Annotated in this window: 14 protein-coding genes; 12 read left to right on the forward strand and 2 right to left on the reverse strand. The window is 38.8% G+C overall.

Annotated features, from left to right (window positions below; genetic code table 11):
* The first annotated feature begins 650 nt into the window (after positions 1–650).
* The 9 genes from gndA to larE all read left to right on the forward strand — a co-directional run bounded on the left by gndA (position 651) and on the right by larE (position 10177).
* Positions 651–2066, forward strand: a complete 1416-nt coding sequence (gene gndA, locus ACI6MV_RS13600) for an NADP-dependent phosphogluconate dehydrogenase (protein ID WP_407270855.1) — start codon at positions 651–653, stop codon at positions 2064–2066.
* Between the two features lie 42 nt (positions 2067–2108).
* Positions 2109–2999: a nickel pincer cofactor biosynthesis protein LarC gene (gene larC / locus ACI6MV_RS13605; RefSeq protein WP_407270856.1), complete on the forward strand. Its 891-nt coding sequence runs from the start codon at positions 2109–2111 to the stop codon at positions 2997–2999.
* 469 nt (positions 3000–3468) lie between these two features.
* Positions 3469–4317: a sugar phosphate isomerase/epimerase family protein gene (locus tag ACI6MV_RS13610; protein WP_407270857.1), complete on the forward strand. Its 849-nt coding sequence runs from the start codon at positions 3469–3471 to the stop codon at positions 4315–4317.
* Between the two features lie 158 nt (positions 4318–4475).
* Positions 4476–5747 (forward strand): nickel pincer cofactor-dependent isomerase, group 22, encoded by a 1272-nt coding sequence (locus ACI6MV_RS13615; RefSeq protein WP_407270858.1) that lies wholly within the window; start codon positions 4476–4478, stop codon positions 5745–5747.
* Between the two features lie 20 nt (positions 5748–5767).
* Entirely contained in the window at positions 5768–6538 is a 771-nt protein-coding gene (locus ACI6MV_RS13620; protein ID WP_407270859.1) for an SDR family oxidoreductase, read from the forward strand.
* A gap of 16 nt (positions 6539–6554) precedes the next feature.
* Positions 6555–8030 (forward strand): gluconokinase, encoded by a 1476-nt coding sequence (locus ACI6MV_RS13625; RefSeq protein ID WP_407270860.1) that lies wholly within the window; start codon positions 6555–6557, stop codon positions 8028–8030.
* A 36-nt stretch (positions 8031–8066) separates the two neighbouring features.
* Positions 8067–8819 (forward strand): nickel pincer cofactor biosynthesis protein LarB, encoded by a 753-nt coding sequence (gene larB / locus ACI6MV_RS13630; protein WP_407270861.1) that lies wholly within the window; start codon positions 8067–8069, stop codon positions 8817–8819.
* A gap of 29 nt (positions 8820–8848) precedes the next feature.
* Entirely contained in the window at positions 8849–9316 is a 468-nt protein-coding gene (gene larC2, locus ACI6MV_RS13635; RefSeq protein ID WP_407270862.1) for a nickel pincer cofactor biosynthesis protein LarC2, read from the forward strand.
* A 36-nt stretch (positions 9317–9352) separates the two neighbouring features.
* Positions 9353–10177: an ATP-dependent sacrificial sulfur transferase LarE gene (gene larE / locus ACI6MV_RS13640; RefSeq protein ID WP_407270863.1), complete on the forward strand. Its 825-nt coding sequence runs from the start codon at positions 9353–9355 to the stop codon at positions 10175–10177.
* Between the two features lie 201 nt (positions 10178–10378).
* On the opposite strand, the gene ACI6MV_RS13645 is transcribed toward larE, so the two are convergent.
* On the reverse strand, positions 10379–11548 hold the full coding sequence (locus ACI6MV_RS13645; RefSeq protein WP_407270864.1) for an ROK family protein: 1170 nt from the start codon (positions 11546–11548) through the stop codon (positions 10379–10381).
* A gap of 57 nt (positions 11549–11605) precedes the next feature.
* Positions 11606–12586 (reverse strand): LacI family DNA-binding transcriptional regulator, encoded by a 981-nt coding sequence (locus ACI6MV_RS13650; protein ID WP_407270865.1) that lies wholly within the window; start codon positions 12584–12586, stop codon positions 11606–11608.
* Positions 12587–12841: 255 nt separating this feature from the next.
* Between ACI6MV_RS13650 and ACI6MV_RS13655 the strand changes: the two genes are divergently transcribed.
* The 3 genes from ACI6MV_RS13655 (at position 12842) to ACI6MV_RS13665 (ending at position 16941) form a co-directional block, all read left to right on the forward strand.
* The gene (locus ACI6MV_RS13655; RefSeq protein WP_407270866.1) at positions 12842–14335 is read left to right on the forward strand and encodes a tagaturonate epimerase family protein; all 1494 of its coding nucleotides are present in this window, start codon (positions 12842–12844) and stop codon (positions 14333–14335) included.
* 212 nt (positions 14336–14547) lie between these two features.
* Entirely contained in the window at positions 14548–15951 is a 1404-nt protein-coding gene (gene uxaC / locus ACI6MV_RS13660) for a glucuronate isomerase (protein WP_407270867.1), read from the forward strand.
* A 225-nt stretch (positions 15952–16176) separates the two neighbouring features.
* Positions 16177–16941, forward strand: coding sequence for a DeoR/GlpR family DNA-binding transcription regulator (locus tag ACI6MV_RS13665; protein WP_407270868.1), 765 nt, complete (start codon positions 16177–16179; stop codon positions 16939–16941).
* The last annotated feature ends 27 nt before the right edge of the window (positions 16942–16968 follow it).

Genomic DNA, 16968 nt, shown 5'->3' on the forward strand with positions numbered 1-16968 from the left:
CAAAAATAAACAGTTGTGGATATCTTGCTGAGTTATTTAGCCACGTCCAGCTCCGAGCGCCATCGACTAGCGAGACGTCCCTCACCTCATGACACGATAAGTCAACATCGATTCAGGTTTTATGGAAGGTCGACTAAATGCATGCGGACTTGTCGTCCAACGTCGACATACCCCTTATGCAGGGGCATGTTTCCTTTATCTCCTGCGGTTCAGTCCAAATGTTTTCGGTGGGGCGAGTAATCGCATTAAGGAAAGCTACAATGAATATACACCGCAGAAACAAGTGATTTTATTGTTTCGAGTCCCAGTCCGTACGTCGCTAACCGGCGCTCTGCGCTTTTGTTCTGATAAAATATATAGATTATAAAACATCTAGTTAACTCCCATAGTACATAAGCGATAACAAGACAACTAAGATAATTTTTGTTCCTTGTTAGTCAATGAGTCAAAAAATTATTTCATCGATGCACCGATGAAATATAGACACGTTTTCTTTTTATATAGAAATTTAGCAAACTAATTGTTGAAAGTTAAAACGTTTGCAGATAGTATTAAGGTATACGTTACTATAGTTTGTTTAGTAAACAAATAAATAAAAATGTACTTGCGCATAGACTGCAAAAAATTTAAATAGAAAAGAGGAATTTATCATGGCTCAGCAAGAAATTGGTGTTATCGGATTAGCTGTTATGGGGAAAAACTTAGCATTAAATATTGAGAGTAGAGGGTACTCTGTCGCTGTATTCAATCGTACATATGCGAAAACAGAAGCGTTCATGGAGAACGAAGCAAAGGGTAAAAATTTCAAAGCAACAGAAACAATTGAGGCGTTTGTCGCTTCGCTAGAAAAGCCGCGAAAAATTTTGCTTATGGTTCAGGCTGGACCAGGAACAGATGCCACGATTGAATCATTACTTCCTTATTTAGATCAGGATGATATTATAATAGATGGTGGTAATACATTATATGAGGACACGATTCGACGAAATAAAAAATTAAGTGAGATGGGCATCCATTTTATTGGAGCTGGTGTATCTGGTGGTGAAGAAGGTGCACTAAAAGGTCCAGCAATTATGCCGGGCGGGCAAAAAGAGGCGTATGAACTTGTTGCACCTATTTTGACTGCGATTGCAGCAAAGGTAGATGATGAAACTTGTACGACATACATTGGTCCAGATGGTGCAGGTCATTTTGTGAAAATGGTGCACAATGGTATAGAGTATGGAGATATGCAATTAATTTCAGAAGCTTATTTTATTCTTAAAAATGTCCTTGGACTCTCAACAGAAGAGCTCCACGACGTATTTAGGGAATGGAATAAAGGGGAATTAGATAGTTACTTGATCGAGATCACTGCTGATATTTTCACGAAACTCGATGAGGAGACAGGAAAACCGTTAGTAGATGTTATTCTAGATTCAGCAGGGCAAAAGGGTACAGGTAAATGGACGAGTAAAAATGCACTAGACCTTGGTGTGCCACTACCGCTTATTACAGAATCTGTATTTGCCCGATTCATTTCCGCGATGAAGGACGAGCGCGTGAAAGCAAGTAAGCTGTTGCAGGGTCCAACTGCTAGTGAATTTGATGGGGATAACCAAGCATTAATTGAAGCGGTGAGAAAAGCGTTGTACATGTGTAAAATCTGTTCTTATGCACAAGGTTTTGCACAAATGCGAGCTGCTTCAGATCAATATAATTGGGAGCTTAAATACGGCGAAATAGCGATGATTTGGCGTGGGGGATGTATTATTCGTGCTCATTTCCTACAAAAAATTAAAGATGCGTACGATAGAGATGCCAATTTGGATAATCTTCTGCTCGATCCTTACTTTCAAGCGATTGTTGAAGAATATCAAGCAGCATTGCGTGAAGTGGTATCGCTTGCTGTTAAGCATGGTATTGCTGTTCCGTCGTTCTCAAGTGCCATTGCTTATTTTGACAGTTATCGTACAGAAGACCTACCAGCAAATCTGATTCAAGCACAGCGTGATTATTTTGGAGCGCACACGTATCAACGAAAAGACAAAGCAGGCACTTTCCATACAAATTGGATGGAAAAGTAATAGGGTTATAGAGTTAAACTAACTTCAGTAGGTGGGATAAACATGAAAGTACTCTATTTTGATTGTTTTTCTGGAATCAGTGGTGATATGACAATTGGCGCATTGCTTGATGCTGGCGCGAATGCTGATGCATTAGTAGCGGAACTTAAAAAGTTAAATTTTGAAGATGAATACGAGTTGAGCTGGACAAAGGTCAACAAAAATGGGATAACAAGCACGAAATTCGATGTTCATCTACTAAACGAGGAACACACACATGCTCATCATCATGCGCATACACACGATCATAAGCATCATCACGAACATAGCCATACACATACGCACCATCATACTCATGATCATGAGCATCACCATCACGAACATAACCATGCACATGAACACGCTGATCATCAGCATCACGGTGAAGGACATGCACACCACCATCGTTCTTACAAAGATATAGTAAAAATGATAACAGAAGCAGGTTTATCGGAGAATGCAGAAAATATTGCTTTACGTATCTTTAAAAAAATTGGTGAGGCAGAAGGGCATATTCATGGTATGCCACTCGAAACGGTGCACTTTCATGAGGTTGGAGCCGTTGATTCAATTATTGATATTGTAGGAACTTCGATTTTGATTGATCAGTTAGGGATTGATAAAATAATAGCCTCTCCAGTTCCGGTTGGTTCCGGTCATATTCATATTGATCACGGTATTTATCCAGTGCCAGCGCCGGCTACATTAGAGATTTTACGTGGTGTTCCACTGCGTTGTAGTAGTATTAAGGCAGAGCTTACGACACCGACTGGTGCAGCGATTATTGCGGTGTTAGCAGAAGAATACGGAGATTTACCAGCAATAACTGTAAATTCGATAGGTTATGGTGCGGGTACAAAAACGTTCCCTGATCATCCAAATGTGCTACGTGCCGTTATTGGTGAACAAAAATAGCATTCTAGCTAAAAGGGAAAATTCGCGGGGAATTCAGCTGCTTTCAATTTTTGTAATTTCATTCGAAAGGAATTTGATCAATTGAATTCATTTAGCTGATGAGGTAGATGCGAATCACATAAGTTATTCATAAAAGATAAAAAAGTATAAAACTTATGCATGTGTCTAGCTCCGAGCGCCAGAAACTAGGCGACTTCACGAATCGCCTTACGATAAGTCATCGTCGATTCAAGTTTTATGGAAGGTCGACTAAAAGCGAACTTGTCGTCCAACGTCGACATACCCCTGTAGGGGCATGATTCCTTTATCTTAGTCGATTCACTCCAGTCGCTAAGTTTCTAAGCGGTGCTCTGCGCTTTTCATATACATAGAACGTACTTTAGAGGTTCCGAACCGCTTCGGTATCTGGAGCCTTTAAATCGTTTGCATCTAACAGCATTCTGTTTCATTATTAAAAGGAGAGGAGTCGATGACCATGACATTAAATCTAGGAATAAGAGGGCATGATATCCATTTTGATGATGCAGATAAAATTGCAGAGGAGGTCGCGGGGAAAGGATTACGCGGTGTGCAGTTAGCATTAAGCAAATCGTTTCCTGAACTTCCAACTGGCGACGGGGTTTTAAGCCCTGGCTTTGCCAAGCATATTGGTCGTGCTTTCCATAAAACAAATGTCGAGGTAGCCGTATTGGGTTGTTATATTAATATGATACATCCAAATTTGGATGAGCGGAAAAAAGTGATGGATCGCTTTAAGGAGCATATTCGTTATGCGAGAGACTTTGGATGCAGCATCGTTGGTTCTGAAACGGGAAATATTCATGAAAAAATGGTATATACTGAAGATAACTTTGAGGAAAAGCCTTTTTTAGACGTCGTCGATAGTGTGCGTGAGTTAGTGGAAGAAGCAGAAAAATTTGGTGTGTTTGTAGGCATAGAAGGTGGCATCAATCATCCAATCCATACACCAGAAAAGATGAAAAGATTACTAGATTTGGTCGATTCAAACAACTTACAAGTCATTTTTGACCCTGCTAATTTTATATCAGGGGATAACTTCACCAACCAAGAAGCGATAATGGAGACAGCATTTCAATTATTTGGTGATCGGATCGTGATTATCCACGCCAAAGATTTTGTCATAGAAGATAATAATGTGAAAATGGTCCCTGTAGGAAAAGGAATGTTAAATTATGATTTTCTATTTAAATGGGTGAAGGAAAATAAACTATTTGTTCAAGTTTTATTGGAAGATACGCAAGAACCATTTATAGATGATAGCATTATATACTTGAACGACAAGTATGAAAAAGCATAATTAATTTGAGTATTAGAAGATGTTATATTGACTATTAGGGTAATACATGATACGTTTTTTATATTAATTTGCCCGCCAAACAAATTAATATAAATTACTTTTGAAAAGGTTTACAATAGAAACGAAGTTCACTTTATTTATGAATGGAGTGTGAAAATATGAGTGTTATAGAAGAGCTGGTAAAAGATATTCCAATTCCGAAAATGGCCAAGGTAAAACAGACATTTGATGATCGTCAGATGGACGATCTACCAACAGAGCTTGCTAATAAGTTAAATCGTGATGCGATAAAAGCAAGTGTCAAGCCCGGAATGGAGATCGCGGTGGCGGTTGGAAGTAGAGGCTTAGACCGATTAGTAGAATTGACAGCAGGTGTTGTGAAATTTTTGCAGGATCTAGGTGCACATCCGTTTATCGTGCCGAGTATGGGCAGTCATGGCGGTGCTTCTGCTGAGGGTCAAAAAGCTGTATTAGAGCACCTTGGAATTACGAAGGAAACGGTGAATGCTGAAATTCGCTCGTCGATGGAAGTAGTCAAAATTGGCGAGCTGGAAAATGGTTTGCCTGTATACATTGATAAATTTGCGTCGGAAGCAGATGGCATTGTTGTACTTAACCGTGTTAAACCGCATACTGCATTTCGCGGTCCAGTCGAAAGTGGCATCATGAAGATGATTAGTATTGGCTTAGGTAAGCAAAAAGGTGCGGAGGCATGTCACCAGCTAGGGTTTAAACATATGGCAGAGCATGTACCAGCAATGGCGAAAATGACGATGGCAAGCATGCCAATTTTATTTGCGGTCGCAACCGTGGAAAACGCATTTGATAAGGTTGCTAGATTAGAAGTGTGGCAGCCAGATGAAATAGAAGAGAAAGAAAAAGAAATGTTAGAGCTAGCGAAAGCATCTTTACCGAAGTTGTTTTTTAAAACAATCGACGTTCTTATTATTGATAAAATCGGCAAAAACATTAGTGGTGATGGCATGGATCCAAATATTACGGGTCGCTATCCAACACCTTATGCCTATGGTGGTCCAGAAGTAACGAAAATGGTTGTGCTAGATTTAACGAAACAAACGGAAGGAAATGCCAATGGTGTAGGAACAGCAGACTTTACGACACAGCGACTTGTCGACAAAATGGACCGAGATGCAACCTATGCCAATGGCTTAACGTCAACAGTAGTTGGCCCGACGCATATATCAACAGCTTTAGCAAACGATCAATTAGCGATCAAAGCAGCTATTAAAACGTGTAATATTTTAGATTTTACGAAGGTGAAAATGGTTCGCATAAAAAACACATTAGAAATTGGAGAAATTGAAGTATCAGAATCTTTACTAGATGAAGTAAGCACACATGACAACATGGAAGTATTAACAGATGTTTATGAGCTTGATTTCAATGCAAAAGGAAATTTGTTTGATTAATACTAAAAGGGGAGAATAACATGAAAGACTTATTTGATTTATCAGGAAAAGTGGCCGTAGCGATCGGTGGAAATAGTGTTTTAGGTGGCGAGATGGCAAAAGGGCTAGCGGAATATGGTGCGAAGGTAGCAATTGTCGGAAGAAATTTAGAAAAAGCTGACGTGGTGACCCAGGAAATTGAGGCAGCTGGTGGTACGGCTAAATCATTCGTAGCGGATGTTAGTGATTTGGCATCTGTGGAGCGAGCGGCACGAGAAATTGAAGATTGGGCTGGCGGTTGGGATATTATTCTCAATGCACCAGGTAAAAATAGCACGACACCTTTCTTTGAACTTGCGCCAGAAGAGTGGGACGACATTATGAACGTTAACTTGAGAGGGATTGTATTCTCTACACAAATTTTTGCTAAAAAAATGGTGGAGCAAAATAGAAAGGGAAGTATTATCAATATTTCCTCCGTTTCATCTACGACCCCATTATCAAAAGTATTTACTTATTCTGCTTCAAAAGCAGCCATCAATAATGTTACGGAATTTTTAGCGAGAGAATTGGCACCGAATGGTATTCGAGTAAATGCGATTATTCCTGGCTTTTTCCCTGCCGAACAAAATCGTAAAATACTAAGTGAAGATAGAGTTGCTTCTATAATGAACCATACACCAATGAATCGTTTTGGTGAACCAACAGAATTGAAGGGAGCAGCAGTTTGTCTTGCTTCCGATAAAGCATCTGGTTATGTAACAGGATCGTTACTTCGCGTTGATGGTGGCTTTGGAAGTATGACCATATAATGGGGGACCAAAGATTATGAGATTACGAGATGTTGTCATCGGCTTAGACATCGGTACGACAAGTGTAAAAGCTGTATTATTCACAACTGAAGGAAAACTTATTCTAGATGCAGAAGAGATGATTACAACTGATCATCCACAACAAGGTTGGGCGGAACAAGATCCAGCTAAGATTGAACAAAGTACAATGCTAGCGCTAAAACGTGTGGTCAGTCAGTTGAAACCAAATGAGGATAACCTGTTAGCAATAGGGTTATCAACTGCAATGCACTCACTTATCTGTATGAATCAAAATAAACAAGCGCTATCCGATATGATCATTTGGTCCGATGGTAGAAGCACGCCGCAAGCTGAAATATTAAAGCAAGGTGTCGGTAATGAGATTTACAGCAAAACCGGTACACCAATTCATCCCATGTCTCCTTTTGTAAAATTGGTGTGGTTGAAGGAAACGGGATATGAAGCATACGAGAATGCTGCCTACTTTATGTCGATGAAGGAATATTTAATCTGGAAATGGTTTGATAAAAGATTGATTGATTTTGCAATGGCATCTGCAACCGGTCTATTTAATGTTAAAAATCATGACTGGGATGAATCAGCGTTGGAAATTGCAGGTATAGGAAGAGAACAGTTGTCTGAGATTGTTGCACCAGATACAGTACTAACTAATCTAGCACCAGAAATTGCAGAAGAAATCGGCATTCGTGCTGATTTGCCGTTTGTAATCGGATCTGCTGATGGACAGTTCGCGAATCTGGGAGATGGAGCGATTTTACCTGGAGAGGTTGCTATTTCCGTAGGTACATCAGGGGCAATTAGGCAGTTTACTACAGGTGCGCCAGTTGATCCGGCTCGCGCAACATTCACCTATGCGTTTACAGAAGCGCTATCGATCATTGGTGGACCGACAAACAATGGTGGCATTGTGCTACAATGGTTAAAAGATATAATCGAATTCGACGGGACACACGAGCAGCTAATTGCTGGTGCTGAGACGATTGAGCCCGGAGCAGACGGGATTATTTTTCTACCATATGTTAACGGAGAAAGAGCACCGATCTGGAATCAGCGTGCTAGAGGTAACTTCTTCGGATTATCGATTGAACATAGAAAAGAACATTTGGTAAGAGCGGTTCTTGAAGGGATTGCTTTTAACGTGTATCACATTGGTAAATCACTTGAGCGGCTTGCAGGAGAACCAACCCGAATATGTGTCAACGGAGGGCTTTCTCAATCAGAGCTATGGGTACAAATTTTGGCAAACATATTTGGAAAAGAGATTCATCTTTCCGAGACGCACCAAGGTGTAGCATGGGGTGCGGCATGGACCGCATTAGTCGGAATTGGCAAGGTTGATTCCTATGCCTCGATAAAAGATAATATCCCAATTCGCAAAGTGATCCAACCCCAATTGGACCAACATGAAACATACGCTGAGCTATATCAAAAATACGAAATGATTTCTAAAGATCTAGCAAAATATTTTTAAATATTACAACAACCAGAGATCTGGGGTGCATAACAAATGTTAGATAAAATATTAAATAAGGTGCAGACGGGTGAGTTAACAATCGAAGAGGCAAAGCAGCAATTAGCCGCTTACGAAAATTTAGGTTATGCAAAAGTCGACCACCAGCGCAAGCAACGAACGGGTTTTCCTGAAGTTATTTATGGAGAAGGAAAAACCCCAGAACAGCTTATTGCAATTATAGATGCGATTCAAGAGCATGATAATGACGTGTTAGCAACTCGTATTTCACGTGAAAAAGCAAACGTTATTATGGCACACCACCCCGCGTGTGTATACAATGAAACCGCTCGAATTCTTTATCATAAACGAACGCTTGAGACGTCCTCGAACGATAACGGCTACATCGCGATTGTATGTGCCGGTACATCTGATCTGAAGGTGGCAGAAGAAGCAGCATTAACAGCGGAGTTATTTGGCAGTAATGTGCGCCGAATCTATGATGTTGGTGTAGCCGGACTTCATCGGTTATTAGATAACTTAGAGGAGATTCAAGGTGCGAATGTTTCGGTAGTAGTTGCTGGTATGGAAGGTGCGCTTGCTAGTGTGGTCGGAGGGCTTGTTTCTCATCCGGTTGTTGCGGTTCCTACTAGTGTCGGCTATGGTGCTAATTTTCAAGGGATTTCCGCTTTATTAGCAATGCTTAATGCATGTTCCTCGGGAATTAGTGTAGTTAATATCGATAATGGCTTTGGTGCAGCATATAATGCAGTAATGATTGATCGGTTAACACATAAGTCTGAGAAGTAAGATTGTTGGTATGTAAAGGAGCCCTGTTAATGCGTGAAAAACATCCCCCGGATTATGAGCATATTGATGATCAAATGGTAAAGGTTGAGGTGAATCTTGACGATACACCTGGAGAATGGCTTGGTTATGTGATGGATCAGTTACTTGAAGCTGGTGCAAATGACGTGTTTTATACACCGATTTATATGAAAAAAAACCGACCAGGTGTGATGTTGCAGCTATTGTGTTCGAAGCAGAAGCTGGAAACGATGCAGGATATCTTATTTAGCGAGACAACTACACTTGGAATCAGATATTATCCATTAACCGTTCACCGCACAGAACGAAGGTTCATTCTAGTAGAAACAGAATGGGGAAAAGTTACGGTAAAACAAGGTATTCGTAATAGCTCTGTTTTTCAAAGCTCCCCAGAATATGAAGAGTGTAAAGCAATTGCAAAACAGCATCAAATTCCACTTAAACGGGTCTATGAAGCGGTGTGGAATGTTTTAAAGTAGTTGCTATTACTATTAATGAAGGTGAGGAGAATAAAGATGATGGAAAAAAATCGTAAGTTAGGCGAACTTCTTAAAGGTATGGGTCGGGTAATGGTCGCTTTTTCTGGTGGTGTTGATAGTGCCTTTGTATTAAAAAGAGCACAGCAAGAACTGGGCAGTGACAACGTGTTGGCTGTAGTCGTAGCTTCCGAATTGTTTCTTAATGAAGAATTCGAGGGTGCAGTGAAGCTCGCAAATGAAATCGGAGTACCTGTTCATGAAACTGAAATTCATGAGCTAAAAGACGAAGCAATTGTAGCGAATACACCTGATAGCTGGTACTATAGCAAGAAATTATTATACAGCCACTTAAATCAGCTTGCAGAAAAGCTAGGGCTTAATTATGTATTAGACGGCATGATCATGGATGACCTTGATGATTTCCGCCCAGGCTTAAAAGCACGAACAGAAGCTGGTGTAAGAAGTGTTCTCCAAGAAGCACAGCTTTACAAGCGAGAAATTCGTGCATTATCCAAAGAAATTGATTTACCAGTATGGGATAAACCGGCATCATGTAGCCTTGCATCTCGGATCCCTTATGGTATAAAGCTAGATAAGCAAAAAATCAATCAAGTAAATGAAGCAGAAAAATTTATTACTAACCTTGGTGTTACGATGGTCCGTGTCCGTCACCATGGTGATGTTGCAAGAATTGAAGTATTGCCAGAGCAAATGGCGCTTGTATTGGAAAATAATGAAAAGATTGATTTGAAATTAAAATCACTTGGTTTTTCATACATTTCCATTGATCTTAACGGTTATCGTACTGGTAGCATGAATGAAGTATTGCCAGATGATGCGCTTCAATCGGTTGTAGGTTAATATAAATAGATGCGTATGGGGGAGCAATTCTATCGGAATTGCTTCTCATTTTTTCTTTGTAGGAGCACGAAGGTGTTGTGTCGTTTGTGGCCATCAGTGTTTTTTGTTGTGATGAAAGGTTGATAATTGAAATTGTGCAGCTACGAGCGACCCTGTTGTCAAGGTGCCGCTGTAGTAAAACCTCTTTCCTTCCGTTACATATTATTGAAACTCCTCACTAGTTAACGACAGTGCTGCTATTTCTAAGAAGTGTTGTATTCCTAATGCACAAGCCCCTAATGCAGTTGAACGGCTTCCAATTTTAGATAACGCGATTTGGCTGTACTGACTGACGTTTGAATGTAAATTGCTTTTGATTTCTTCGATTGCATTTGGATAACATGCTAGAATATTACTATTTAGTACTAATATTTCAGGATTATAAAGGTTAATGACGTTATTCAATCCAATTGAAATATGATATATAAATGCATGAATGAGTTTCATTGCGACCGGATTGTTTTCCAGAATCAGTTGTTCAAGATCTGTATAGTTATCAATTGTTCTGTTTAATTCCTTGGATAGCTGCGTGAATAATGTTGGTTCGGCAGCATACAATTCCCAGCATCCATGTGCCCCACAAGGACACTGTTTCCCACCAGGGAAGAGGATCATATGTCCGATTTCACCTGCAAAGCCATTATACCCTTTATCTAATTTTCCATCGGTCATAATCCCTGCCCCAATACCTGACCGAAAAAAGACGGTCATTAGGTTTTGGCTGTGGTGATATTGATAAACCTTCTCGGCAAGTGCAGAAAGATTAGCACTGTTTTCGATTGAAATAGGTAGGTCGATTTCTTGTTCAAGATCGTGCTTTAAATCGATGTTATGCCATTTATAGGAAGGTACAAAGTGGATTTTTTGATCATTGTTCACCGTCCCATGGATACCGATCACTGCATTAGCTAAACCGTATTTACTAAAGCTATATTTACTAACATATGCTTTTATTTTGGTTACTAAAATCTCGACAATTTCTGTATACTCATACGTATCTAATGTTTCCGATACGGATTCAACAATATTGCCTTTAAAATTCGAAACAGAGCACCTGATTTTTTTATAATCTAAATCAATTCCGAGGGTAAAGCCTGCATTAGGGTGAATCGATAGCATAATCGGTCGTCTACCGATTGTATTATGCTCTTGTTGTGTTTCGTGGACAAGTCCTTCATCCAATAAATCAGCAACCTGGACAGAGATTGTAGCTTTGTTTAAACCAGTTATTTTAGAAAGCTCTGCTCTAGATATTAGTCCCCGTTCCATAATCATCTGTAAAATATAGCTCCGATTAATTTTCTTTATGTATGCGCCGTCCCCTGTAACCATTATGAATCCTCCTATGATAATTTGTTGCTCAAACAAATTAAATGCTGTTTAAAAAAATTATTTAATTGCTGAACTCGAAGCTCTTTCGACAAGCACTGGAGTCAGTTTCTTTGTGGTAAGTTCACTTGTTTCAACCAATGCAATAATCGAATGTACAATTTCTGTTGCCAAAGCCTCAACCGACACACCGATACTGGTGACTGGAATTTCCATATTATCCATTTGTGGAATGTTATCGTAACTAATAACAGAAATATCGTTTGGAATCGCTATGTTTTTTTCTCTGAGACTCCGTATAATGCCACCGCTAATATCATAGCTGCCTCCAACAATCGCAGTAGGAAATTCACCACTAGCTAACATATTTTTCGTGGCGCGATATCCATCATACCAGTCTAACCCCTCTGTATTGACGACATTGCTATCACACACTTCAAGGTCACATAATTTCATTGCCTTCACAAAGCCGTGGTATTTTTCCATTTGTAAAGGATCTGTTTCGGAAACATTCCCAATAAAGGTAATGTTTGTATGCCCTAGTTCGTACAAATAGATAATAGCCTTATGCATGGCTAATTCATGATTTGCATCAATAATTGGATAACTGGATGCATATTTACCGGAAACACCATAAGAAATCAATGGGATCGAATTTGGATTAACTTCAGTATACATGTTCTCCTCAAATAAGATAATGCCATCAACAGCAAATTTTTTAAACGTATCCATCGATTTTTGAATTGGATCAACAGACAGGATCATCGAGTAAGGCGTCTTTGCTATTTCGTTGCTTATTTTTGTCACTAAGGTTGCTAATACCGTCCGTTCAATTGTCGGCCAGATTAATCCGATAATTTTAGTGTTTTTGCTGACGAGACGTTGTGCCGCAAAGTTAGGTTCATAGCCCATATCATCGGCGATTTTAATAATTTTACGTTTGGTATCTTCTTTTACTAAATTACTATTATTTAGAGCCTTAGATACTGTAGAATAACTAACTCCAGCAACTTTTGCGATATCTTTTATCGTAATGTTCATATTCGGATCACCTTTTGCCTATTAATTTTACTTCCTTACAATGTATCATATATATAGTGTCATTTCATTAATTATACTCTGATGAAGGAATATGAGAAAAGTAGTTGTTGAATAACTGAAAGTACGTTATCATGTTATTAACAACGTTGTTATTAAGGGTCGGAACTTTTGTTTTTCCGATGAATTGAAATTGAGTTTATCTTTAATAGCAATTTGAAACCGTTATCAACATTATATTATTAAGGAGATGTCAATGTGGATCATCTTAAAGAGGTACTAAAATCATTAGCAGCAGGTCAAGCGCCTAAATCAACGGAAGCAGTTAACGTTTATGAAAAATCTTTCACAGACTATGAAAATACAAAGCTAGTAATGGTCAATTCGGAAACTGGTAAGGCAATCCTAGCTGTTGGTGAAGGTCAATTATACAATCAACTTAGTGGTGAAGGAATTGATGCACTAGGTAAAGTTTGTCCACTTAGTCATGAAAACCGGTTAGTGCTAAATCGTTACTTTGCTTATACTGTTCCTCAAGCATTTGGAACTGAAATTGCTACGATGGGACTCGGCGATCGATTAGGTCTGGCTTCACCAGGACACATAGAAACAGTTAGAAATAGAAAAGTAAAGCCGATCTTGGCGCAACAAAGTATCCGTGAACTGACATTAACGAACCGGACGATGACTGACATATTGGATGCCGCAGCATTTGCTGTGTTTCAGGAAGGCTACAAAGATGGTTATGGTGCTGACGGGGACCATATTAAGGAAGAAAAAGATATTGAGTATGCATTATCATTAGGTATTTCCTTTTTAACATTAGATTGTTCTGATCAAATCAAAAATGATGTAGAGTCTGCCTCTGAAGCGGAAGTGCGTAAGGCATTTGAAGAGCTACCACAAGAAACAAAAGATTATTTTAACTCGGCTTATTTAAATCAAACGTTTGATTTGAATGGATTATCAATCAGCTACGATGAAGTTGCTTTGATGAAAAACACGCTATTATACGGTGAAGCACTTGACTATATGGAGCACGTGTATAAAGCCTATATTAGCAAAGCGGATAAGGCAATTGATTTCGAAGTATCAATTGATGAAACAGAAACAGTAACATCGCCGGATGCTCACTTTTTCGTTGCAAATGAACTAAAACGACGTGGCGTAACAGTGACTAGCTTAGCACCAAGATTTTGTGGGGAGTTCCAAAAAGGTATTGACTATATTGGCGATCTAGAACAATTTGAAAAAGAGCTAAGTGAGCATGCATCAATTGCTGAATACTTAGGGTATAAGTTAAGTATCCACTCTGGTAGTGACAAGTTCAGTGTCTTTCCAATCATCGGTAAATATACGAAAGGTGTACTTCACGTTAAAACAGCTGGTACGAACTGGTTAGAGGCAGTCCGTGTTATTGCGAATACAAACCCAGAGCTATATAGAAAAATGCACGGATATGCAGCATCACATGTTGACGAAGCATTGCAGTATTACCATATTACTGCTGATTTTGATAGCATCGCATCGTTAGATAATGTATCTGATCAAGAACTACCAAATTACATGGACCAGGATGCAGCACGTCAACTGATCCATATCACATACGGCATTTTGTTAACAGCTAAGGATGAAAACGGCGCATTTTTATTTAAAGATGAATTTTACCAAACGTTAAATGATCATGAAGAAGTTTACCGCGATGCACTAGTGAAACATATTGGTAAACACGCAGATTTACTTAACTTGTAAGTATAAAAATAGAAGGCTCTTTTCTGAAGTTCGTTGCTTTTTATACTTCACAATTGAAGTTAAATGCGACGTAGTTTGGAGAGTGTTTGACCCGCTCCGGAAAGCGACTGCCTGGAGCGGAAATCACGAGCACTACGTTACGTCGGATTCTAGTTATTTTCCAAAATAACAACAATCTTTTGTAAAACAGCCCAATCGAAAGAAGGGGTATAATGAAAAAATTCATGGATGAAAATTTTTTGCTCGATAACCAAGTAGCAAAAAAGTTATATTTTAATTATGCAAAGGACTTACCAATAATTGATTATCACTGTCACTTAATCCCTGAAGAAATCTATGAAAACAAACAATTTAAAAACATTACTGAGATTTGGTTATATGGGGATCATTATAAGTGGCGTGCCATGCGTGCTAATGGTATTGAAGAAGAATATATCACAGGTAATGCTAGTGACTATGATAAGTTTCTAGCTTGGGCAAGAACAGTGCCGATGTTAATTGGTAATCCATTATATAACTGGACCCATTTAGAATTGCAACGCTTCTTTGGTGTAAATGAGGTGCTAAATGAAAAAACAGCACCGATAATTTGGGATGAAGTAAATGCTAAGTTAACTAGCGGGGAGTACCGTGCTCGAGATTTCATAAAACAATCCAATGTTAGCGTTGTTGTTACAACAGACGATCCTGTAGATGATTTACAATATCATGCGAAGTTGCTTGAAGAGGGCGATTTTAGTGTGAAAGTGCTACCAGGTTTTCGTCCTGATAAAGGATTAGAAATTAATCGCAATGGCTTCCAGGAATGGATTAACAAGCTACAAAACGTTTCAAACGTGAGCATCTCGTCTTATGATGATTATCTTGCAGCACTTGAGTCTCGCGTGGAATTTTTTCATTCGTTGGGTGGGAGAGTTTCCGATCACGCGCTAGATACGATGATGTATGCAGAAACGACTAAGGAAGAAATCGATCAGCTATTTAAAGATGCACTTGCTGGTAATAAAGTATCATTAGAAGAAGAAAAGAAGTTTAAGACCTATACATTAACGTTCTTAGGGAAGTTGTATGCAAAATTAGATTGGGCGATGCAGTACCATATCAATGCACATCGAAACAACAATTCAAGAATGTTTGATCAATTAGGACCTGATTCTGGTTATGATTCCATGAATGACGAAGGAATTGCAAAACCATTGGTGAAACTATTAGATTCTATGGCAAAAGAGGATGCTTTACCAAAAACGGTTTTATACTCGTTAAATCCGACTGACAACCATACGATTGCAACAATAATTGGTAGCTTTCAAGGTGGTGGGACTGCGGGCAAGATTCAGTTTGGTACAGCGTGGTGGTTTAATGACTCTAAGCCAGGGATGCTAAACCAAATGAACGCTCTAGCCAGTATCGGTGTCTTCAGCCAGTTTATTGGTATGTTAACAGACTCCAGAAGCCTTTTGTCCTATCCAAGACATGAGTATTTTAGAAGACTAGTATGCTCCCTTATTGGAAAATGGGTGGAAGACGGTGAAGTTCCAGAGGATTATGAAACATTAGGTAAGATTGTACAAAAAATTTCATATTATAATGCGGAAGCCTACTTTAATTTTAATTGATATTACAAATGCTGACTAAAAAGATTACCTTTTTGTCAGCATTTTTTTTGAATTAATAGAGTATAGATTTTCGGATCTTTATGTGAAATGAGAATTGTTTATTGCCCGGGAAATTTGTCGAAGTGATAATCAGCAAATTGCTTTTATATACACGAAGATGTTTGTTTTTGTTCGATTTTATATTATAATAGGAAATACGATTAGGAACGAAGGAGGAAGTGAGTTGTGCTTTCAGTAGAAAGATATGAAGCTATTTTAAATAAATTAGAAACGAACAAAACAGTCAAAGTTTCGGAGCTAAGCAAGCTATTAGGTGTAACGGAAAAAACGATTCGTATTGATTTAGAATCATTGGAAAAAAAGGGCTTATTAATGCGGATTCACGGCGGTGCTATGTTAGAAAATACAGAAGGTAGAATAGTGCCGATTAAGGAAAGGCAGTCTAGTCAAACCGATAGCAAGGCTTCAATATCAAAGGAAGCCGCAAGTTTAATAAAGCCACATGAAACAATTTTGATGGATGGTGGTAGCACGACAAGTGCGATAGCTGAATTACTTGGTGATTTTCCTGTTACAGTAATAACAAATGATATAAAAATTGCCAATATTCTTCACGAAAAAGAAAATGTCCAGTTAGTTGTTTTGGGAGGAACAAAAATTCATAACTCTTCCTCACTTATTGGCGACCAAGCAGCACAAGCACTAAGTAAACTTCGCGTAAATCGCCTTTTTTTTGGAACAACTGGATTTTCAATTGACCATGGACTAACGGTCTTAAACAGTTTGCATGCAGATTGGAAACGAAAGATTATTAATTGTGCAGATCATGTAACACTTGTTGCAGATTCAACTAAGTTCGAAAAGGTTGCATTAATTCAGTTCGCTACAATGACAGATGTGGATGAGCTTATAACGGACAATAATCTTGTAGATGTAGCAAGGGAAAAGCTTGAAAACATAGGTGTAAATGTAAAAATCGCAAATATGTAACGCGAAAGCCCAATTAAGTTAGTTGAT

This window comes from Radiobacillus sp. PE A8.2 (assembly GCF_045635475.1).
Taxonomy (GTDB): Bacteria; Bacillota; Bacilli; order Bacillales; family Amphibacillaceae; genus JBJGXI01.